The following is an 18,272-nucleotide window of genomic DNA, read 5'->3' as shown; positions in this document are numbered from 1 at the left end:
GGTCACGTCGTTGAGGGACCTGTTCCCGCGCGCTCAGCCCTCGCTCGGAGTGCGGTGCAGCAGGGCGGAGACGCCCCTCGCGATCGCGACGACGAGCAGCCCGAGCACGAGGCCGACGACCATCGACACCGCCGTGTCGGCGAACCACTCGACGACAGGCCCGGCGGCCTCCACGGCGTGAGCGACGGCGTGCGCGAGGTCGGAGGGAGCGCGCCAGAGGGTCTCGGCGAGGTTCGCGATGACGAGGTGGCCCCCCACCCAGAGCATCGCGAGCGTGCCGATGACGCTGATCGCGCGGAAGACGTTGGGCATCGACGCGACGATGCGCGCGCCCGCACGACGCACGCCGCGGGCTGCGTTCTTCATCAGCCGCAGTCCGACGTCGTCGACCTTCACCAGCAGCGCCACGGCGCCGTAGACGAGCAGCGTCATCCCGAGGGCCACCACCGCGAGCGCCCCGAGCGTGGGCCAGATGCCGAGATCGGGGTCGAGCGAGTCGAGCCCGATGAGCATGATCTCGGTGCTCAGGATGAGATCGGTGCGGATCGCGCCGAAGACGAGCTTCTTCTCGTCCCGAGACTCCTCCTCGCCGCTGTCGTGATGCACGCCGAACCAGTCGAGGACCTTCTCGGCGCCCTCGAAGCAGAGGAAGGTGCCTCCCACGATGAGCAGGTAGGGCAGCACCCCCGGCGCGAAGGCCGAGAGCAGCAGGGCGAGCGGGATGATGATGACGAACTTGTTGAAGAGGCTGCCGAGCGCGATCCTCGCCACCACCGGGATCTCACGCGCCGGCGTGAGTCCCTGCACGTATTGCGGAGTCACGGCCGCGTCGTCGATCACGACGCCGGCGGTCTTCGCGCTCGCCTTCAGGGCGGCGGACAGGATGTCATCCACGACCGCGAGCAGGCCGACCGACATGGGCATCTCCTTGGAATGAGGGGGTGAGGAGCCTCACAGTATCGCGCTGGCCCTTCTGAACAATCGGCCCCCGGTAAGGGGTGACGCATAAGCACCGTCAAGCGAGAAAAACCCCCTCCTGGTCGCCTGCGGATCGCTCCGTGCGGCCGCGAGGCTCAGCGCCGCGCCGGCCCCGTGCTCTCGCGCACCACGAGCGTCGTCGGCACGAGGGTGACGCCCGAGCGCTCGCCCGACTCCAGCTCGCGCAGGAGGATGTCGACGGCGCCGCGGCCCGTGTCGCCGAAGAACTGCCGGACCGTCGTCAGCGGCGGCCAGAAGCTCGCCGACTCCTGCATGTCGTCGAAGCCGACCACGCTGACGTCGCCCGGCACGGAGCGACCGGCCTCGTGCAGTGCGCGCAGGACACCGAGCGCCATCTGGTCGTTCGCCGCGAAGATGGCGGTCACCTCCGGGTCGGCCGCCAGCTGGCGCCCCAGGCGGTGGCCGGAGTCGCTCGACCAGTCGCCCACGAGCACCTCCGGCATCGGCGCGTTCCGCGCGCGCAACGTGGTCTCCCACGCGTCTCGGCGGCGCTCCGCCGAGTACGAGCGTTCAGGCCCCGCGATGTGCCACACCGTTCGGTGCCCGAGATCGAGGAGGTGCTCCACCGCCAGGCGCGCTCCGGCGACCTGGTCCGTGTCGACGACCGGATACTTCTCTCCCCCCGCGGAGTCGACCACCACCACGGGCAGCTCGGGCGGAAGCACCATGTCGGCCTCGTCGAGCAGGTGCGCCTCGACGATGATGATCACGCCGTCCACCGCCTCCTCGCTGAGGCGGTGGAACGCTACCGAGACCTCACCCTGGGTGGGGTGGGACACGGGGATGAGGGTGATCGAGTAACCCGCGTCGGCCGCCGCGATGGCGATGGCGTCGAGGGTGCGCATGTTGCCGAAGGAGGAGAGCGTGAACATGATCACGCCGATGCTGTGGAAGCGGCCGGTGCGTAGAGCCCTCGCGGCGCTATTGGGCCGATAGCCCAGGACTCTCATGGCCTCGAGCACACGCTCTCGGGTCTCCGTGTCCACGTTCTGCTTGCCGTTGGACACCCGCGAGACGGTCTGCCCTGAGACGTTCGCGCGCCGGGCGACGTCGGCCATCGACACACCGCGTCGGGGCCGTGCAGTGCCCGAGCTACGGTTCGTGTCGATACCCATGTCACCCCCTTTATAGCGCGTGGCCGCGCCTCGATGACGCATCGCTCGACATCCCGCCGGGCCCGACAGTCGCGGTCGAGACGTCGCCATGCTACGGTGTCGTTCTGCCATGTTGACGTGAACATGGCGGGCCGGTGCGACCCGAACGGAATCCCGATGACGACGACGTCTCCCCCTGTCCCGCTGAGCGAAGTCTCGCCTCCAGCGGCTCCTCTCGCCACCCCGAAGTCTCGGGCGAAGAGCGAGTGGAAGGGCCTGGCGTTCGTCGCTCCGTTCCTCGTGGTCTTCGTCCTCGTCTTCATCGCGCCCGTCGTCTACTCGATCTACCTCAGCCTCTTCCGCGAGCAGCTCATCGGCGGAAACTCGTTCGTCGGCTTCGAGAACTACCTCGCCCTCTTCACCGACCCGAACTTCTGGGAGGGCTTCGGCCGGGTCCTGCTGTTCCTGGTCGTGCAGGTGCCGGTGATGCTGGTGCTCGCGCTCGTCGCGGCGCTCGCGATCGACAGCGGACGCCTCCACGGAACCGGGTTCTTCCGCATCGTCGTGTTCCTCCCCTACGCCGTCCCCGCCGTCGTCGCCGTGCTCATGTGGGGCTTCATCTACGGAAACAACTTCGGTCTCGCCGCCAACCTGAACGATCTCCTCGGCTCCGATGCCGTCCAGCCGTTCTCACGTGACTGGATCCTCGCCTCCATCGGCAACATCGTCACGTGGGAGTTCGTCGGCTACAACATGCTGATCTTCTACTCCGCTCTCAAGACGGTCCCTGGCGAGCTCTACGAGGCCGCCGAGATCGACGGAGCAGGCCAGATGCGGGTCATCACCTCGATCAAGCTCCCCGCCCTCCGCGGCGCCATCGTGATCGCCACGATCTTCTCGATCATCGGCAGCTTCCAGCTGTTCAACGAGCCCAACATCCTCCGTACGCTCGCGCCGAACATCATCACCACCTACTTCACGCCGAACATGTACGCCTACAACCTGTCCTTCGCCGGTCAGCAGTACAACGCGTCGGCCACGGTCGCCATCGTCATGGGAGTGATCACCGCCGTGATCGCCTACGTCGTGCAGCTCCGTGGCGCGCGGAAGGAGAACTGATGGCCCTCGCGACCCCCGCTCGGCGCGCCCCCACCCCGCGCACGCCCCGCCCACGCCGCGGCTCGTCGGTGAACCCGAAGAAGTCCGTCGCGTTCACGCTGCTGATGTCGGTGTTCATCCTTTACAGCCTCGTGCCCCTCGCCTGGCTCGTCATCAACGCGACGAAGACGCAGGCCGGGCTGCTCTCGAGCTTCGGCCTCTGGTTCGACGGCGACTTCGTGCTCTTCCAGAACATCGCCGACACGCTCACCTACCGCGACGGCATCTTCCTCCGCTGGCTCGGCAACACCCTCCTCTATGTCGTCGTGGGGGCGGGAGGCGCGACGCTCTTGGCCACGCTCGCCGGCTATGGTCTCGCGAAGTTCCGCTTCACCGGGCGCAAGGCCGTGTTCGCGGTGGTGCTCGGCGCGATCGCGGTGCCCGGCACGGCGCTCGCCGTTCCGACGTTCCTCATGTTCAGCCAGCTCGGCCTCACCAACACGCCGTGGGCGATCATCATCCCGTCCCTCATCAGCCCGTTCGGGCTCTACCTGGTCTGGGTCTACGCGGTGGAGTCGGTTCCGACCGAGCTGCTCGAAGCGGCGAGGATGGACGGGGCGGGCGAGTTCCGCACCTTCTTCACCATCTCGATCCGCCTCCTCGCCCCCGGGATCGTGACCGTCCTGCTGTTCTCGGTCGTCGCCACCTGGAACAACTACTTCCTCCCGCTGATCATGCTGAGCGACCCCTCGTGGTACCCGCTCACCGTCGGGCTCAACCAGTGGAACGCGCAGGCCACCGGCGTGAGCGCGCAGCCGATCTACAACCTCGTGATCACGGGCTCTCTGCTCACGATCATCCCCATCGTCGTCGCGTTCCTCGGGCTCCAGCGCTTCTGGCAGTCCGGCCTGAGCGCCGGCAGCGTCAAGGGCTGAGCCCCTCCCCCTACTACCCATCCCGGTCGGAGCGTCCTGCCCCGCACCATCCGCAGCACCCGCAGCACGAAGAAGTGAAGGGAAACACCACTATGAAGATCGCCCGTTCCGCCCTCAGGCGGACCCTGACGGTCGCCGCCGCCGTGGCGCTGGCCGCAGGATCCCTCGCGGCCTGCTCGTCCACCTCGGGTGGCGGCGCCACGAGCGGCGGCACCTCCGCCGACCTCGACGCCGCCCTCCAGGCCGGCGGAAAGATCACCTACTGGAGCTGGACCCCCAGCGCCGAGGCTCAGGTCGCCGCATTCGAGAAGGCCTACCCCAAGGTCCAGGTCGACCTCGTCAACGCCGGCACCAACAAGGACGAGTACACGAAGCTCGAGAATGCGGTCAAGGCCGGCTCCGGCGCCCCTGACGTCGTGCAGATCGAGTACTACGCCATGCCGCAGTTCGCCCTGTCGGACTCGCTGCTCGACCTCTCGCAGTACGGGATGGGCGACCTGCAGGACAAGTACTCCGCCTCCACATGGGGCAGCGTGAACATCGGTGGCAAGCTCGTCGGCCTTCCGCAGGACTCCGGCCCCATGGCGCTGTTCTACAACAAGAAGGTCTTCGACCAGTACGGCATCTCGGTCCCCACGACGTGGGACGAGTACGTCGCCGCAGCCGAGAAGCTGCACACCGCCGACCCGTCGAAGTACATCACCGCCGACACCGGCGACGCGGGCTTCGCGACCAGCATGATCTGGCAGGCGGGCGGCAAGCCGTTCACCACCGACGGCACCAACGTCACCGTCAACCTCGCCGACGCCGGCTCCAAGAAGTGGACCGGTGTCTGGAACCAGCTCATCGAGAAGAAGCTGCTCTCGAGCACCCCCGCCTGGGGCGACGAGTGGTACAAGGGTCTGGCCGACGGCTCGATCGCCTCGCTCGTGACCGGCGCCTGGATGCCCGGCGTGCTCGAGTCCAGCGTCCCCGGTGCCTCCGGTGACTGGGCCGTCGCGCCCATCCCCACCTACGACGGCACCGCCGTCAGCGCCGAGAACGGTGGAGGCGGCCAGTCCGTCACCAAGCAGAGCCAGAACCCGGCGCTCGCCGCCGCGTTCCTCCGCTGGCTGAACAGCGACTCCTCGTCGATCGACGTCTTCCTCAAGAGCGGCGGCTTCCCGTCGACGAGCGCCGAGCTGAGCGACCCCGCCTTCACGGGCATGGAGTCGGCCTACTTCGGTGGCCAGAAGATCAACGAGGTGCTCACCCAGGCGTCGAAGGACGTCCGTACCGGCTGGTCGTACCTGCCCTTCCAGGTGTACGCGAACAGCGTATTCGGTGACACCGTCGGCCAGTCCTACGCCAACGGCACGGACCTCGACAAGGGTCTCGCCGACTGGCAGAGCAAGCTGGTGCAGTACGGCAACTCGCAGGGCTTCAAGGTCTCCGAGTAGTACTCACTCCCTGACAGCGGGGTCGGCCGGATCTCCGGCCGGCCCCGCTTCGTTCGCCGCACCTCACCGATCCTGAGGGGGATCCAGATGACCACCGTTCCCGAGAGTCGCTTCGCCATCGGGGCCGTCGACTTCGAGCTCGACGGCCGCCCGCACCGCATCCTGTCGGGAGCGCTGCACTACTTCAGGATCCACCCCGACCTGTGGGCCGACCGGATCCACAAGGCGCGCCTGATGGGCTTGAACACCATCGAGACCTACGTCGCCTGGAACGCCCACGAGCCGCGCCAGGGTGAATGGCGCGAGGACGCAGGACTCGACCTGGGGCGCTTCCTCGACCTGATCGCCGCCGAGGGCATGCACGCGATCGTGCGGCCCGGCCCCTACATCTGCGCGGAATGGGACAACGGCGCGCTGCCGGCCTGGCTCTTCCGCGACCCCGAGGTGGGAGTGCGCCGCTCGGAGTCGCACTACCTCGCGGCCGTGACCGACTACCTCCGTCGCGTGTACGCGGTCGTCGCCCCCCGGCAGATCGACTCCGGCGGCCCGGTGGTTCTCGTGCAGATCGAGAACGAGTACGGCGCGTACGGGTCCGACAAGGAGTACCTGGCCGAGCTGGTCCGCGTGACACGCGAGTGCGGCATCTCGGTGCCACTGACGACCATCGACCAGCCGACGCCGCAGATGCTCGCCGACGGCAGCCTCCCTGGACTGCACCTGACCGGCTCGTTCGGTTCGCGCGCCGCCGAGCGCCTCGCGACGCTGCGCGAGTTCCAGCCCACGGGACCGCTGATGTGCATGGAGTTCTGGTGCGGCTGGTTCGACGATTGGGGCACCCAGCACCACACGACCGATGCGGAGGCGTCGGCTCGCGAGCTCGACGCCGTGCTCGCGGTGGGCGGCTCGGTCAACATCTACATGGTCCACGGAGGCACCAACTTCGGCCTCACCAGCGGCGCCAACGACAAGGGCCGTTACGCGGCCATCACGACGAGCTACGACTACGACGCGCCGATCGACGAGAGCGGCGACCCGACGGCGAAGTTCTGGGCGTTCCGCGAGGTGATCGCGCGCTACGCACCGGTCCCCGCCGAAGTACCTGCCGTGCGCGCGCCCGCGCCAGCCCTCGCCGCGCCGCTCCTCGCCGGCCCGGCGCTCCTGGGCCTCGACTCCGCGTTCGGCGAGGCCGTGCGTCTCGACGCGATGGCGAGCTTCGACGATCTCGGGCACGACGACGGCTTCGTGCTCTTCACGACCACCCTCGACGGAGGCGCCGCTCCGGCCCGTCTCGTCGTCGGCGAGGAGGTGCGCGACCGCGCCACGGTGCTGCTCGACGGGGCGCCCGTTGGCGTGCTCGCCCGCGATCATCACGAGCGGGCGCTGACCCTCCCGAGCGGCCGGGGCGAGCTGGCGATCCTGGTCGAGAACCAGGGCCGGGTGAACTACGGCACGCGCATCGGCGAGCACAAGGGGCTCATCGGAGGCGTCCACCTCGACGGCGCGGAGCTCACGGGGTGGACGGCGCGGCCACTCGCCGTGGAGTGCCTCCCCGAGCTGGCAGGGCCGAGCGCGAGCGGATTCGCGGCGGGGCCGGGCCTCGCCTCCGGAGTCGTGGAGCTCGACGCACCGGCCGATCTGTTCCTCGACACCCTGCACTGGGGCAAGGGCCTCGTCTGGGTCAACGGCTTCCTCCTCGGGCGCTACTGGCGACGCGGGCCGCAGAGGACGCTGATCGTGCCGGCGCCCGTGACGCACGCGGGCCGCAATCGTGTCGTGGTGCTCGAACTGGAGGCGTTCGCCGAGCCCGAGATCCGCCTCCTGGCCGGCCCCGAGCTGGGTCACACCGAAATCTGACGCCCACACCGAAGGCCCAGAAGTCGTCGCATTCGCGCCCGAATGCGACGACTTCTGGACAGTGGGCGGAGGTGAAGGCGACGACGAGGTCAGCGGGCGCCGCCGCCAGCGCGCGCCGGGCATCATCCGAGAGTCCACCCGCGCCGTTTCGTATTGTGGATACCCGGCGTGCACCCCGAACGCGGGGGGCGTAGTTTCACTGTCACCTGCGGACGGACGACCCGAGCGCTCGATGTCGCGGCCCGCAGCGCCGGCCAGAGACACCGGCGCTCGGAGCAGGCCGAATCCCTTCGCCCCCACTCGCCCCGCGTCTCGCGGCTCGGGCTCACCTCACTCACCGCGACCGACACCGCGGCATCCCTACAGAACGGCGGCACACCATCATGGGCGCTCTCCTCTACGGCACTCCCCCCACATCTCACGAGATCGACGACCGCGCGCTCGCGCACCTCCAGATCGTGATGATCAACAAGTTCCGGCGCAACGAGGCGTTCGCGTTCCAGCTCGACGCCTCGCCGGCGCACGGGACCGGCCGGCACACCCTCTGGCTGCACCCGACCATCCCGCTGCAGTTCTCGTTCCACGGCAGTCGCATGCCCGCGGTGAACTCCGAGTGGGTGCGCGCGCTGATGGAGGAGGCGAACAGCGGGCGGGGCCTGCGGCTCACGCCCGAGCCGGCCCAGCAGTCCCAGTCCTCCGGGCTGACCACGGCCGCCTGAGCCGGGCGTCCCGCCGACCCGCCATGGCTCCCCCGCGGTCGCTCCTCCCCTCGGAGGACGGCGATCCGACTCTCCTCGACCTCGACTTCCTCACCCTCGCGGGCGCGACGGAGGAGGGCGCGAGCTTCGAGTGCTCCTCCACCGTCGACGGCGTGAGCGGTTCGTTGTGCGTCACCGACGACGGATTCCTCCTGCGCGGCCCCACCTCCTCCGCCCGTATCGACCTCGGCGACGTGCGCTCGTGGCAGGCGACGGTCTCGGGAGCGACCTTCTCGCTCGCAGTCGAGGCGGGCTCCCGCCACACGGTCACGCTCCTGAGCCGCTTTCATGCCCCGACCGTCGTCGCCATGACCCGTGCGGCCGGAGCCCCCGCCCGCCTCTCCGCGTGAATCGTCTCTCCGCTGAGCGAGCCCGGGCGATAAGCGCTGGTCTCCGGCGCCCGCGAATGGCACTCTGAGTGCAATGGACGGGCAGAACGATCAGGTCATGCGCTCCGATGTCGGCGGCCGCGACATCGAGCAGGCTCGCGCTCTGTTCGAGGAGTCGTACAACGGCCAGCGCTTCGTCGTCGAACCCGGCGAGAACTTCTCCTACCGCTACACCTCCGTGGGCGACGGCGCCGTCACGCTCCGGGGGAGCCAGTTCGCGGGAACCGTGCAGGGCAGCATCCAGACGGAGGGCGAGTACGTCGTCTCGTGGCTGACGGCAGGCGAGGGCGCCACCGATCTGACCGGCGATCCGGTGACGCTCGTGCGCGGACAGCCCGCGATCTTCGTCAACAACCGGCCGAGCGCCTTCGAGTTCCACGACTACCGGCAGAACCTCATCCACTTCGACGGCTCTTTCCTCGAGGGGGTCGCGGCGGAGGCGGAGGGGACAGAGCCCGGCCCGCTCCTCTTCGACACGACCGCACGGCCCGAGGGCGAGTCGCTGCGTCGCTGGTCAGCCACTGTCGCGACCGTCGCCCGCGTCCTCTACGACGCCGACACCTCACCGCTGCTACGCCGCGAGGCAGACCGCGCCATCGCCATCGCGCTGCTCGAGACTTTCCCTCACGTCGCCCTGAGCGACCCGGTCGACCTCACGGTGCCTCGCGGCGGGCGACTCCGCGCGGCGATCGACTACATGTACGCCCACGCGCACCACGCGCTGAGCACCGACGACATCGCGGAAGCGGCAGGGATGGGGCTGCGCACGCTGCAGAACGAGTTCCGCCGAGAGCTCGGCCTCACCGCCGTCGACTACCTCCGCCGCATCCGGCTCGACGCCGTCCACCGCGAGCTGACCGCGGGCGAGACCGGCGTCGTCAGCGTGTCGGAGGCCGCGCGCCGCTGGGGCTTCGCCCACCTGGGCCGCTTCTCCGCCTCCTACGCCCACCGCTTCGGCGAGCACCCCAGCACCACCCTGGAAGGTGGGCGCTCGAGGTAACGGAGTCAGAGGTAGTCGGTGTCGTCGTCCTCGCCGCGGGGTTGGATGGTCGGTCGCGCGGGCTGAAGGCGCCTCGTCTTCTCGAGCATCGACTCGATCGCCTCGACGTCGTCGAGGTCGACTCCGCGGTCGAGCGCCGGGCTCGTGAAGAGCTGACTGGCCGGACCGATCAGGAAGCGAGTCTCGCCGCGCAGCCCCTCATCCGAGAGGGAGGGGACAACGACCAGGTCCGACTTCCCCACGTTCGCCAGCGCGGACGCATACTCGACGAGCGCCGAACATACCTCGTCGCCCAGGAGCACGTAGCCGCTCGCGTAGTACAACTTCTGCATCTCACCCTCCCGCCGGTGCGGACATTGTGTCCACTCGACGGTAGGACGTGCGGGTCAGCGGTTCCCACCCCTTGACTGACCCCTCAGGACGGGAGAGGCTTCGCGACCTGACTCCCGCCTCAGGTCCGGTCCCGAACAGCGCGGGCCACCGCCTCCAGACGGGCCACATACCCCGGCCACCACTCGGCGGGCACGGGAGGCAGGTTGTCGCCGGGCGAGCGCAGGCCCACTCGCCCGTCGATCAGCTCGCGCACGAGGTCGGCGTGTCCGGCGTGGCGGTGGGTCTCGGCGACCAGGTGCACGAGGATGCGATGCACAGTGACGTCGCGCCGCGTCCACCACGGCACGACGCCGGGAGCATCGAGGTCGAGTGCGGCGACGGTCGCGTCGGAATGGGCCCAGACGCGGCGGTACAGCGCGACCACGTCCTCGCGCGATTCCTCCGCCGTCGCCCACATGTCCGAGTTGGGCTCGGAGCTCGCCTCCATCCACGGCAACGGCTCGGGGAACGGGCGGCCGAAGACCGCACCGAGGTAGCCCGCCTCCGTGCCGGCCACATGCTTCACGAGGCCGAGGAGATTCGTGCCCGTGGGCACGAGCGGGCGACGGAGCTCGTAGTCGTCGAGTCCGTCGAGCTTCTGCAGGAGGGCGTCGCGGCCCTCCTGCAGGTAACGGAGGAGGGTCTGCTTCGCGTCGTCGGGCATACTGTCAGCCTGCCGTGCTCGCGGCAGGGCCGCCAGCCCCGAGACGCCGAGCTCGTCGGGCGCGGGTCTCCGCGCGCTCACTCCGCGGAGGCGTCCTGCCAGCCGAGGGCGACGAGAGAGCGGCGGACCCGCTCGATGTCGTCATCGGAGGGCAGCTCCGAGGTGATACCGGCGATCACGGTCCCCACGTCGACGCGGCTCGCCGGGACGTCACCGTCGGCCGCGAGGCGCGCGGCCACCTCCGCGACCTCCTCGTCGCTGAGCCTGCGCCGCAGCAGCGCGAGCAGCGGCACAAAATCGGCCTCAGGCAGGCCCGCGGGATACCCGGCGCGCAGCCAGCGCACCACGCGAGCCACGAGTCCCGCGTGCGAATCCGGCTCCTCGAGTGCCCCCGGGCCGGCCAACGGCCACCCGGCGCTCGCGAGACGCGCCGAGACCCGCACCAGATCCTCCGGAAGCGCCGGCCCGAGAAGCCGTTGCTCGATGCGCTCGCGCATCTGTGCGGGCGAGACCGCCGCATCGGCGGTCACGGCATCGTCGAGTAGCTGAGCGACGACCTGCTCCAACTCGTCCGGCGTCAGATTGCGACGCAGCAGGCCCAGCAACGGCACGTAGTCCTGCTCCGGAACGCCGGTCGGATACCCGGCGCGCAGCCAGCCGACGACGCGGGCGACGATCCCCTCGCGCGACGCGATCGGATCGGACGGGGCCATGTCTCAGCCCTTGGGGACGAAGGTCGGGATCACGTGCTCGAAGCTCACCGCTTGACCGAGCCCGGTCGCGATGATGATGCTCAGTCCGAGGACGACGGCCGCGACAACGAGCGCGAAGCACAGCACGCCGACGATGCGCAGCAGCGGCGCAGGGACGCTCGCGGGCGAGCCGGGCCGCGCACCTCCGGCGACCGCGAACGAGCGCACGCCCAGCGCGAAGAGCACGGGCAGGCCCACCCCGAGCAGCACGGCGACGAGCGCCACCTGGCCGGCGGCAGTGAGGAAGAGGGAGAACACGGCGGCGGTCCTTTCGCTCAGGCGTCGACGGTCTGGGGCGCGGGACGGGCCGCGTCCTGCCACTCGTCGTTGACGTTGTGCGCCCCGATGCTGTCGCGACGCGATCGGAGGTAGATGGCGGCGGAGACCGCGACGAGGATCGCGGCCATGAGCAGGCCGCCGCCGGCGCCTCCGAGCAGGTGGCCGACCCACCACATCACGGCACCGACGAGGGCGGCGGCGGGCAGCGTGATCACCCACGCGATCACCATGCGCAGCGCGACCCGCCAGCGCACCTGCGCGCCTGGACGGCCGACTCCGGAGCCGAGGATCGAGCCCGTCGCGACGTGCGTGGTCGAGAGAGCGAAGCCGAGGTGGCTCGACGCGAGGATCACGGCGGCGGAGGCGCTCTCGGCCGCCATGCCCTGGGGGGTGTCGATCTCGACGAGGCCCTTCCCGACGGTGCGGATGATGCGCCAGCCACCGATGTAGGTACCGAGCGAGATGGCCAGCGCGCAGCTGAGCTTGACCCAGAACGGCACCGATCCGGTGTCGCTCCAGCCCCCGGCCGCGATGAGGGCGAGCGTGATGACGCCCATCGTCTTCTGCGCGTCGTTCGTCCCGTGTGCGAGCGAGACGAGGGAGGCGCTGCCGATCTGGCCGATGCGGAAGCCGCGGTGCAGGCTCTTCTCAGCGAGGTTCCCGATCACGCGGAAGACCAACCAGGTCCCGATCGCGGCGACCGCTCCCGCGAGGACGGGCGACATCAGGGCCGGGAGGATCACCTTGCCGACCACACCGTCGAGCTTCGAGCCGTCGCCGGCCCAGTTGACGCCGTTGATGCCGAGCCCGGCGAGGGCGGATCCGATCAGACCGCCGAACAACGCGTGGGAGGAGCTCGACGGGAGGCCGAGCAGCCAGGTGAGCAGGTTCCAGACGATCCCGCCGATGAGGCCCGCGAGCACGATCAGCAGGAGCGCCGATCCGCCGTTCTCGAGCAGCGCAGGGTCGGGGGCGCCGGTCTTGTCCTGGATCTTCACGACCGCATTGGTCACGGTCAGCGCGACCTCGATGCTGAGGAACGCGCCGACGAGATTGAGCGACGCCGAGAGCGCGACGGCGACCTTGGGCTTCAGCGCACCGGTGGCGATGGACGTCGCCATCGCGTTCGCCGTGTCATGGAAGCCGTTGGTGAAGTCGAAGGCGAGAGCGGTGACGACGACGAGCGCGAGCAGGATGAAGGAATCCACGAAGGAGATCCTGCTCCACGAAGGCCTCTCGCGGCGCGGGCGGCGGAGGCATTCACCGACTATTCATCTCGACACGCGACGGAGTTCTCGAGCCTGTGCGTTTCTTCAGGTATAGGCGTTCGCGGCGCCGCTCATTCTGCTGCCGCGCGAGGAAGCGGAGGAGTGAGATCGGGCGTGCGAGAGGGATCGGTGGCACTCCCGAGCACGGTGGGTGCGGGCGTGCTGGGCTCGGGCCGGGTGGGCGACGCCTCCGGCCGGGGAGTCGAGTGCGGCAACGGGGGCAGGAGATCCAGGCTCGGGACCGGCTTCGTCGACGACGCGCTCTCGGCCGCGGCGGCCTTGCGCGCTGCCCGTTCCTGGGTGCGACGAAGCTTCTCGGTCTGCTCCGCCAGCTTCCTCGCCCGCTTGCGCAGTTTCTTGCTCGAGTCACGAACCGCCTCGTGCGCCGCCCGCACCGACTTTTCCGCCTTCTTCAGCGCCTTCTTGGCGCGCTTCTGCGCTGCCTTGCCCTGCGCCGCCGTGCCTCGTGCTTGATCGCCCTGAGCCATCCGCCGCTCCTCCGCTCGGTTTCCCGTGATCCTCCACGGTACCCACCGCACCGCCGCGCGGCACCGGGTGGCGAGAAGCCGCTCACGCGAGTAAAGGCCTGGGAGTCGCGCACGAGGCGTGCATCACGGGCCGCCGCCCGGCACTCTGGAGTGCATGGCATTCATCCCGAACTTCAACGGCTTTTCTGGGCGGGCCGGGCAGCGGCGTCCGATGCGCGGTCCACGGCGGGACAAGTGGATGTGGTGGCGCCTGGGCTCCGGGGTCGCCGCGACCGTCGCGGGACTCATCGCGCTGCTCGTCTTCACTGCGAACCGCTGAGCCGGGTGCACACGCCGCGCCTCGTGAGCGCTCTCTCAGCCTCCCCGCGGAGGGTCGCGCCTATTCTGGAGGGTCGCCCGGCTCCCCGGCCCGGCGCGTAAGCCCGACAGACCACCCCGCCTCCCCTTCCCTCACGGCCCGGCGGACGACCTGGAATCCCCTTCTGCATGCACCGAACCAACCGCCTCCCGAACCCCGCGGGACACCCCGCCGCAACCCCGATCTCGACCGACGCCCTCCCCTCCCGACGGTCACTGCGCGCGAGCCAGGAGGCTGAGCGACGCGCGAGCCGCCGCCGGTCGCGGCCTCGCGCCTCCGCCGCCGCCGCGATGAGCCTCGTCGCCGGCCTGGCGGTCACCTCGACGATGCCCGCCTTCGCGGTCGGAAACGCCGCCGAGCCGGCCGTCGGCGGGGCCACGGCGAGCGCCGCCTCCGCCCGTCCCCAGAGCTTCGTCGCGGCGGGCGTGGTGCAGCAGAGCGTCACGCGCGACGCGTTCGCTGCGGAGGCGAAGCCCGAGGTCCTCGTGCCCACCGCCTCCCTCGCGGCGATCACCGTGGGAGCCGACGAGTCGACGGCCGCCGCGTCCGGCGCCTCCGGCACGTGGGTCCTCCCGATCGCGGGTCGGATCAGCGATGGCTACGGTCCTCGTCCGGACGCTCCGGTGGCAGGCGTCAACCTGTTCCACAAGGGAACCGACCTCGCCGGCGCCTGCGGGACTCCCGTGCGCGCCGCGGCAGGCGGCACGGTCGAGGAGGCGTCGTCTCAGGGCAGCTACGGCAACTGGATCCTGCTCGACAACGGCGGCGGCATCGAGACGGGCTATGCGCACAACAGCACACTGGTGGTCGGCGTCGGCGACACCGTGACAGCCGGCGAGGTCATCGCTCTGCGAGGGTCGACCGGAGCCTCGACGGGCTGCCATCTGCACTTCGAGATGCGCGTCGACGGCGAGGCGGTCGACCCCGTGCCCTTCATGTCCGCGCTCGGCGTCCCTCTCGGCTGACGCGCCGCCCCTCTCCTCCTGCAGGAGCCGACTCAGCCTCCGGTCGACACGGCGCCTGACCAGTGCGCGTCAACAGGAACCGTCGTGATCCGGATCTCCGCCGCCTGATCGACGCTGACATGCATGGTGCCCGTGTTCCCGCCGCCGGTCCCGCTACGGGTCGTGCGCGGGCTGGCACTGCACGACGACCCACTCGTCATGACCCCCACGACCTCCACTTTCACCTCGGAGTCCTCGGAGTCGCATGCGACCGAGACCGTGATGTGCAACGGGTTTCCGCTGAGGTAGACGGTCTGCGGCGAGGGCGCGCCGATCTGATCGGTCCACCGCACAGCGGCGGAGGCTCCCTCGGGGAGCGTCACGGCGCCAAGCGGCTGCACGGCCGACGTCGGCGAGCCCGCGATCGACGGCGTCGCCCCCTCCGGGGCCGTACCGGCCGACCAGGTGCACCCGCTGAGCGCGAGCGTAGACACCAGCCCGATCACGCCGAACCTCGTCTTTCTCTCGGTCTTCATCGGGCTCCTCCTGTCCATCGGCGTCCCTCCGGTCTACCCGAGACGGGTCGACAGCGGGCCATACTCTGCGGCGGCTGCCAGGCCCCGACCCGATCAGCGAGTCTCGCGCGAGAAAGGCGGAGGGTGGGCGGCGAGAGGAGAATGGGCGAGGTTGTCCCGCGCCGGCGGGAGCCCGACCGCTACGGAGACACATGAACCCCACCGGGAGCTTCCGCGCCGCGCGCGACGTCCTGCTGCAGCACCGCACCGACGCCGCTGCCGCCTCCGCCGCCTTCGCCTGGCCCGATGTCGGCGACGCCTTCAACTGGGCGGTCGACTGGTTCGACGCCATCGCGATCGGCAACGAGCGCACCGCGCTCTGGATCGTCGAGGAGGACGGCTCCGAGCAGCAGTACTCCTTCGACCGGATGCGCTGGCGCTCAGACGAGGTCGCCGCCTGGCTGCACTCGGTGGGCGTCGAGCAGGGCGACCACGTGATGCTCATGCTCGGCAACCGGCTCGAGCTTTGGGAGGCGATGCTCGCGATCATGAAGCTCGGCGCGGTCATCCTTCCCACCACGACCCTCCTCTCTCCCGCCGATCTCGCCAGCCGCCTCGAGCGCGGCCAGGTCGCACACGTCATCGCGGATGCCTCCGAGACCGGGAAGTTCGACGGGGTGGAGGGCGACTTCGGCCGCATCGTCGTCGGCGGCGCGCGCGCGGGCTGGCTCGACTACGACGACTCGCTCGAGGCGACCGGCATCAGTCCCTCCGTGGTGGTGCGCCCGACCGACCCGTGCCTGATCTACTTCACCTCGGGCACCACCTCCACGCCCAAGATGGCCGTGCACACGCACAAGTCGTACCCCGTCGGGCACCTCACCACGATGTACTGGCTCGGCGTGCGCCCCGGCGACGTGCACATGGCGATCAGCTCGCCCGGCTGGGGCAAGCACGCTTGGAGCTGCTTCTTCGCCCCGTGGAACGCGGAGGCGACCGTCTTCGTCTACAACTACAGCCGCTTCTCCCCCACCGCTCTGCGCAGGCAGCTCGACCGGGCCGAGGTCATCACCTTCTGCGCGCCGCCGACCGTGTGGCGGATGCTGATTCAGTCAGAGCTCGGCGCCAAACCGCGCGCACTCGCCGAGATCCTCTCGGCCGGAGAGCCGCTCAACCCCGAGGTCATCGCGACCGTCGAACGCGGGTGGGGGCTCACCCTCCGCGACGGCTACGGCCAGACCGAGACGACCGCGATCATCGCGAACCCGCCCGGTGCCCCGATCGTGCCTGGAGCGATGGGCCGCCCCCTCCCCGGTGTCGCCGTCGCCCTCGTCGATCCGCTCACGGGCGAGCAGGCCTCGACCGGCGAGATCTGCCTCGACCTCTCCGTCGAGCCGGTGACTCTCATGTCGGGCTACCACGGCGATGACGAGCGCACCGAGCGCGCGCGGGCTGGCGGCTACTTCCACACCGGAGACGTGGCGGTGCGGGCCATCGACGGCACGATCACCTTCGTCGGTCGCACCGACGACATCTTCAAGTCGTCCGATTTCACGATCTCGCCGTTCGAGGTCGAGAGCGTCCTGCTCCAGCACCCCGCGGTCGCCGAGTCGGCGGTCGTCCCGGCTCCGGACGCCGTGCGCCACAGCGTAGTGAAGGCCTACGTCACCCTTGCGGACGGCTGGGAGCCGACCTCCGAGACCGCGGGCGCGATCTTCGCGCACACCCGCGAGCTGCTCTCGTCGTTCGAACGCGTTCGCCGCATCGAGTTCGCGGAGCTGCCCAAGACGATCTCGGGCAAGATCCGCCGCGTCGATCTGCGCAAGCGCGAGGAGGAGGCGTTCTCCCGCGGCGAGAACATCCCGACGGAATGGCGCGGCGAGCGGTTGTAGCAGGCCCGAGCGCCTCAGCGCCGCACGGCGAGGAGCTCGCCGTGATCGCGCACGCCCGGAGCGCTGCGGCGTGCGGCGTGCACGATGTCGAGACCCGCAGCCGTGACGAGCGAGCGCATCTCGTCGAGCGGATGGAACCAGGCGGGAGTCACAGCGTGCGCGAACACCTCCTGCCGCGGACCCTCGAAGAAGCCCATCAGGAGAGTGCCGCTCGGCCGGAGGAGGCCGGCCACCCCGGCCAGCACCTCGCGCATCTCGTTGGGCGGCAGCCCGTCGGCCCACGCCGCAATCAGCGAGCGATCGTCGCACCGGGCCGCGTCGACCGAGCCGAACAGGGCCGTGTACTCGTCCGCGCGTGCCGCGTACGCGTTCCGCACCTCCGCGTCGCCCATCGTCCGAGGCTACGAGAGCGGAGGCGTCACGCGGCGCCGCGACGCACCGCGCGCGAGGTGAGCATCACGTCGTAGCTCGAGCGGTGGCGGTAGCGGAGGAAAGCACGGTCCATCGCGTCGATCGAGGGGAACCCGGCGACCTCGGCCGCTCGACTCATGAGGAGCGGCTGCGGCAGGTTCGACGCCTCCGCGTGGAGGTAGCGGTGGGCCGTGTCGACGCGAGTGCGGGCGAGGGCGGATCGGATCGAGCAGCGTCGGTGCATCCAGTGCGCGACGCGGACGGCGGCCAGCGAGACTCCGAGGGAGCGTGCGATGGCACGGGCGTCGAGGCCCGGCAGCGAGTGGAGCGCGAGGAGGGAGCGGTCGATCCGGTCGCTGAGGGCGGCGGCTCTGCCGCTCGCGGCGGACGAGCGGAGGGACGCGCTCGGGAGTGCGCTGAAGCGTTCGGGAGCCGCCGCGCGCGCGGCGAGGTTCCAGCTGTCGGAGGTCGTGGTCATGCAGGTCCGGCTTTCACAGGTGGTGCGGCGCAGTGGGTCGGGAGCGCTGGGCGTCGTACGGGAATCGACGCGAGGGAAGGGCTGAAGTGCAGTCCAAGGTGCGCCTCCTACGGGGCACAACGACGGTCTGGCGCGTTATAAACAGAGGCTTGGCACGATCCAGACATGGTCCCGGGAGGTGCGCCCGTCGTCTCGCGACAGCGTTCGTGCGCCTCCCGCGGAGACGTTTGCGCCTCGGCTGCCGCCACTCCCCGCAGAGCCCCGATCATCGAGATGCGCAGCGCG

The 18,272-nt window shown here is 70.1% G+C and carries 21 protein-coding genes; 10 read left to right on the top strand and 11 right to left on the bottom strand.

Annotation, left to right across the window (positions count from 1 at the left end):
* Positions 1–33: 33 nt before the first annotated feature.
* On the bottom strand, positions 34–918 hold the full coding sequence (locus tag ITJ45_RS01340) for a DUF808 family protein (protein ID WP_194607054.1): 885 nt from the start codon (positions 916–918) through the stop codon (positions 34–36).
* A gap of 155 nt (positions 919–1,073) precedes the next feature.
* Positions 1,074–2,114, bottom strand: coding sequence for a LacI family DNA-binding transcriptional regulator (locus tag ITJ45_RS01335; protein WP_194607053.1), 1,041 nt, complete (start codon positions 2,112–2,114; stop codon positions 1,074–1,076).
* Positions 2,115–2,270: 156 nt separating this feature from the next.
* On the opposite strand from ITJ45_RS01335, the gene ITJ45_RS01330 reads away from it, so the two are divergent.
* The 7 genes from ITJ45_RS01330 to ITJ45_RS01300 all read left to right on the top strand — a co-directional run bounded on the left by ITJ45_RS01330 (position 2,271) and on the right by ITJ45_RS01300 (position 9,566).
* On the top strand, positions 2,271–3,212 hold the full coding sequence (locus ITJ45_RS01330; RefSeq protein WP_194607052.1) for a carbohydrate ABC transporter permease: 942 nt from the start codon (positions 2,271–2,273) through the stop codon (positions 3,210–3,212).
* Positions 3,212–4,126: a carbohydrate ABC transporter permease gene (locus ITJ45_RS01325; RefSeq protein WP_194607051.1), complete on the top strand. Its 915-nt coding sequence runs from the start codon at positions 3,212–3,214 to the stop codon at positions 4,124–4,126. Before ITJ45_RS01330 ends, ITJ45_RS01325 begins: the two co-directional genes overlap by 1 nt.
* A 92-nt stretch (positions 4,127–4,218) precedes the next feature.
* Positions 4,219–5,565 (top strand): ABC transporter substrate-binding protein, encoded by a 1,347-nt coding sequence (locus tag ITJ45_RS01320; protein WP_194607050.1) that lies wholly within the window; start codon positions 4,219–4,221, stop codon positions 5,563–5,565.
* An 87-nt stretch (positions 5,566–5,652) separates the two neighbouring features.
* A complete protein-coding gene (locus tag ITJ45_RS01315; protein ID WP_194607049.1) occupies positions 5,653–7,419 on the top strand; it encodes a glycoside hydrolase family 35 protein in 1,767 nt (588 codons plus the stop codon).
* A gap of 383 nt (positions 7,420–7,802) precedes the next feature.
* The gene (locus ITJ45_RS01310; RefSeq protein ID WP_194607048.1) at positions 7,803–8,138 is read left to right on the top strand and encodes an ATP-dependent DNA ligase; all 336 of its coding nucleotides are present in this window, start codon (positions 7,803–7,805) and stop codon (positions 8,136–8,138) included.
* 23 nt (positions 8,139–8,161) lie between these two features.
* Positions 8,162–8,527 (top strand): hypothetical protein, encoded by a 366-nt coding sequence (locus ITJ45_RS01305; RefSeq protein WP_194607047.1) that lies wholly within the window; start codon positions 8,162–8,164, stop codon positions 8,525–8,527.
* A gap of 73 nt (positions 8,528–8,600) precedes the next feature.
* Positions 8,601–9,566: an AraC family transcriptional regulator gene (locus ITJ45_RS01300; RefSeq protein ID WP_194607046.1), complete on the top strand. Its 966-nt coding sequence runs from the start codon at positions 8,601–8,603 to the stop codon at positions 9,564–9,566.
* Positions 9,567–9,571: 5 nt separating this feature from the next.
* On the opposite strand, the gene ITJ45_RS01295 is transcribed toward ITJ45_RS01300, so the two are convergent.
* From ITJ45_RS01295 to ITJ45_RS01270, 6 genes are all read right to left on the bottom strand, one after another.
* Complete coding sequence (locus ITJ45_RS01295; RefSeq protein ID WP_194607045.1) at positions 9,572–9,898, bottom strand: hypothetical protein; 327 nt, start codon at positions 9,896–9,898, stop codon at positions 9,572–9,574.
* Between the two features lie 119 nt (positions 9,899–10,017).
* A complete protein-coding gene (locus tag ITJ45_RS01290) occupies positions 10,018–10,683 on the bottom strand; it encodes a DinB family protein (RefSeq protein WP_416365254.1) in 666 nt (221 codons plus the stop codon).
* Positions 10,680–11,315, bottom strand: coding sequence for a DUF3349 domain-containing protein (locus ITJ45_RS01285; RefSeq protein WP_194607044.1), 636 nt, complete (start codon positions 11,313–11,315; stop codon positions 10,680–10,682). The genes ITJ45_RS01290 and ITJ45_RS01285 overlap by 4 nt, the downstream gene beginning before the upstream one ends.
* Positions 11,316–11,318: 3 nt before the next feature.
* Entirely contained in the window at positions 11,319–11,612 is a 294-nt protein-coding gene (locus ITJ45_RS01280) for a hypothetical protein (protein ID WP_194607043.1), read from the bottom strand.
* A gap of 17 nt (positions 11,613–11,629) precedes the next feature.
* A complete protein-coding gene (locus ITJ45_RS01275) occupies positions 11,630–12,841 on the bottom strand; it encodes an inorganic phosphate transporter (RefSeq protein ID WP_194607042.1) in 1,212 nt (403 codons plus the stop codon).
* A gap of 131 nt (positions 12,842–12,972) precedes the next feature.
* A complete protein-coding gene (locus tag ITJ45_RS01270; protein ID WP_194607041.1) occupies positions 12,973–13,389 on the bottom strand; it encodes a hypothetical protein in 417 nt (138 codons plus the stop codon).
* A gap of 154 nt (positions 13,390–13,543) precedes the next feature.
* Here ITJ45_RS01270 and ITJ45_RS01265 point away from each other — a divergent pair, with 154 nt between their 5' ends.
* Entirely contained in the window at positions 13,544–13,708 is a 165-nt protein-coding gene (locus tag ITJ45_RS01265) for a hypothetical protein (RefSeq protein WP_194607040.1), read from the top strand.
* Between the two features lie 167 nt (positions 13,709–13,875).
* Complete coding sequence (locus tag ITJ45_RS01260) at positions 13,876–14,712, top strand: M23 family metallopeptidase (protein ID WP_194607039.1); 837 nt, start codon at positions 13,876–13,878, stop codon at positions 14,710–14,712.
* Between the two features lie 32 nt (positions 14,713–14,744).
* On the opposite strand, the gene ITJ45_RS01255 is transcribed toward ITJ45_RS01260, so the two are convergent.
* Positions 14,745–15,227, bottom strand: coding sequence for a hypothetical protein (locus ITJ45_RS01255; RefSeq protein ID WP_194607038.1), 483 nt, complete (start codon positions 15,225–15,227; stop codon positions 14,745–14,747).
* 191 nt (positions 15,228–15,418) lie between these two features.
* Here ITJ45_RS01255 and ITJ45_RS01250 point away from each other — a divergent pair, with 191 nt between their 5' ends.
* On the top strand, positions 15,419–17,098 hold the full coding sequence (locus ITJ45_RS01250) for an AMP-binding protein (protein WP_194607037.1): 1,680 nt from the start codon (positions 15,419–15,421) through the stop codon (positions 17,096–17,098).
* A gap of 14 nt (positions 17,099–17,112) precedes the next feature.
* Here the strand turns inward: ITJ45_RS01250 and ITJ45_RS01245 are convergent, their stop codons facing one another.
* Positions 17,113–17,490: a hypothetical protein gene (locus ITJ45_RS01245; protein WP_194607036.1), complete on the bottom strand. Its 378-nt coding sequence runs from the start codon at positions 17,488–17,490 to the stop codon at positions 17,113–17,115.
* A gap of 26 nt (positions 17,491–17,516) precedes the next feature.
* Complete coding sequence (locus tag ITJ45_RS01240; RefSeq protein WP_194607035.1) at positions 17,517–17,987, bottom strand: hypothetical protein; 471 nt, start codon at positions 17,985–17,987, stop codon at positions 17,517–17,519.
* Between the last annotated feature and the right edge of the window lie 285 nt (positions 17,988–18,272).

This window comes from Rathayibacter sp. VKM Ac-2879 (assembly GCF_015351245.1).
Taxonomy (GTDB): Bacteria; Actinomycetota; Actinomycetes; order Actinomycetales; family Microbacteriaceae; genus Rathayibacter.
Note: the sequence above shows the minus strand (reverse complement) of the source record. Positions and strands in the feature narration are given on the sequence as shown.

Coding starts and splice junctions, on each gene's coding strand:
- ITJ45_RS01340 (WP_194607054.1), bottom strand. CDS start 918: ATGTCGGTCGGCCTGCTCGCGGTCGTGGATGACATCCTGTCCGCCGCC.
- ITJ45_RS01265 (WP_194607040.1), top strand. CDS start 13,544: ATGGCATTCATCCCGAACTTCAACGGCTTTTCTGGGCGGGCCGGGCAG.
- ITJ45_RS01270 (WP_194607041.1), bottom strand. CDS start 13,389: ATGGCTCAGGGCGATCAAGCACGAGGCACGGCGGCGCAGGGCAAGGCA.
- ITJ45_RS01295 (WP_194607045.1), bottom strand. CDS start 9,898: ATGCAGAAGTTGTACTACGCGAGCGGCTACGTGCTCCTGGGCGACGAG.
- ITJ45_RS01255 (WP_194607038.1), bottom strand. CDS start 15,227: ATGAAGACCGAGAGAAAGACGAGGTTCGGCGTGATCGGGCTGGTGTCT.
- ITJ45_RS01335 (WP_194607053.1), bottom strand. CDS start 2,114: ATGGGTATCGACACGAACCGTAGCTCGGGCACTGCACGGCCCCGACGC.
- ITJ45_RS01285 (WP_194607044.1), bottom strand. CDS start 11,315: ATGGCCCCGTCCGATCCGATCGCGTCGCGCGAGGGGATCGTCGCCCGC.
- ITJ45_RS01240 (WP_194607035.1), bottom strand. CDS start 17,987: ATGACCACGACCTCCGACAGCTGGAACCTCGCCGCGCGCGCGGCGGCT.
- ITJ45_RS01315 (WP_194607049.1), top strand. CDS start 5,653: ATGACCACCGTTCCCGAGAGTCGCTTCGCCATCGGGGCCGTCGACTTC.
- ITJ45_RS01310 (WP_194607048.1), top strand. CDS start 7,803: ATGGGCGCTCTCCTCTACGGCACTCCCCCCACATCTCACGAGATCGAC.
- ITJ45_RS01330 (WP_194607052.1), top strand. CDS start 2,271: ATGACGACGACGTCTCCCCCTGTCCCGCTGAGCGAAGTCTCGCCTCCA.
- ITJ45_RS01260 (WP_194607039.1), top strand. CDS start 13,876: ATGCACCGAACCAACCGCCTCCCGAACCCCGCGGGACACCCCGCCGCA.
- ITJ45_RS01325 (WP_194607051.1), top strand. CDS start 3,212: ATGGCCCTCGCGACCCCCGCTCGGCGCGCCCCCACCCCGCGCACGCCC.
- ITJ45_RS01320 (WP_194607050.1), top strand. CDS start 4,219: ATGAAGATCGCCCGTTCCGCCCTCAGGCGGACCCTGACGGTCGCCGCC.
- ITJ45_RS01305 (WP_194607047.1), top strand. CDS start 8,162: ATGGCTCCCCCGCGGTCGCTCCTCCCCTCGGAGGACGGCGATCCGACT.
- ITJ45_RS01300 (WP_194607046.1), top strand. CDS start 8,601: ATGGACGGGCAGAACGATCAGGTCATGCGCTCCGATGTCGGCGGCCGC.
- ITJ45_RS01245 (WP_194607036.1), bottom strand. CDS start 17,490: ATGGGCGACGCGGAGGTGCGGAACGCGTACGCGGCACGCGCGGACGAG.
- ITJ45_RS01250 (WP_194607037.1), top strand. CDS start 15,419: ATGAACCCCACCGGGAGCTTCCGCGCCGCGCGCGACGTCCTGCTGCAG.